General features: G+C 68.1%; 1 pseudogene. It reads right to left on the reverse strand.

The annotated features are described in order from the left end of the window. Positions 1 to 93: 93 nt before the first annotated feature. Positions 94 to 505, reverse strand: a pseudogene (locus IE260_RS41345) (hypothetical protein); the annotation flags it as partial.

The following is a 505-nucleotide window of genomic DNA, read 5'->3' on the forward strand; positions in this document are numbered from 1 at the left end:
GATCAACGCAGCGGACTCATGTGCGGACTGAGCCAGCGCCGAGCCTGGGTGTCCCACCACTGTGTCGCGGGCGGGGTACCCAGGCTCGCGCGCTCACGCGCCGCCGGTCTTCTCCGGGATGGGCACCCAGTTGAACTCCGGGCAGAAGCGGGCGTACGTGGTCAGCTTCCAGGTCGCGTACTCCTCGGTCCGGCCCGAGCTGCGCAGCAGGTGCTTGACCCAGGTGTGCGCGATGCGCTCGTCCGGGGTCATGGTCACGTCGATCTGGTCAAGCATCCGGCAGGCGATGGCGAAGTCGTCGACGGTGAGTGCGCTCAGGTCGATCTCGATGCCGTCCAGCCTGAAGGAGAAGACGAGACGGGAGGTGGAGTAGCGGGTCTTGCGCTCGCCCAGGAACGTCGTGTGGGGGGCAAGGGCCGCCCGCAGGCGGTCGCGGTCCTCGACCGGGTATCCGATGCCCAGGTCCAGGTCGGAGGTCTCCAGGTTGAGGCGGGTACCGAAGGAG

The organism is Streptomyces viridiviolaceus (assembly GCF_014650995.1).
In the GTDB taxonomy this organism is placed as follows: Bacteria; Actinomycetota; Actinomycetes; order Streptomycetales; family Streptomycetaceae; genus Streptomyces; species Streptomyces viridiviolaceus.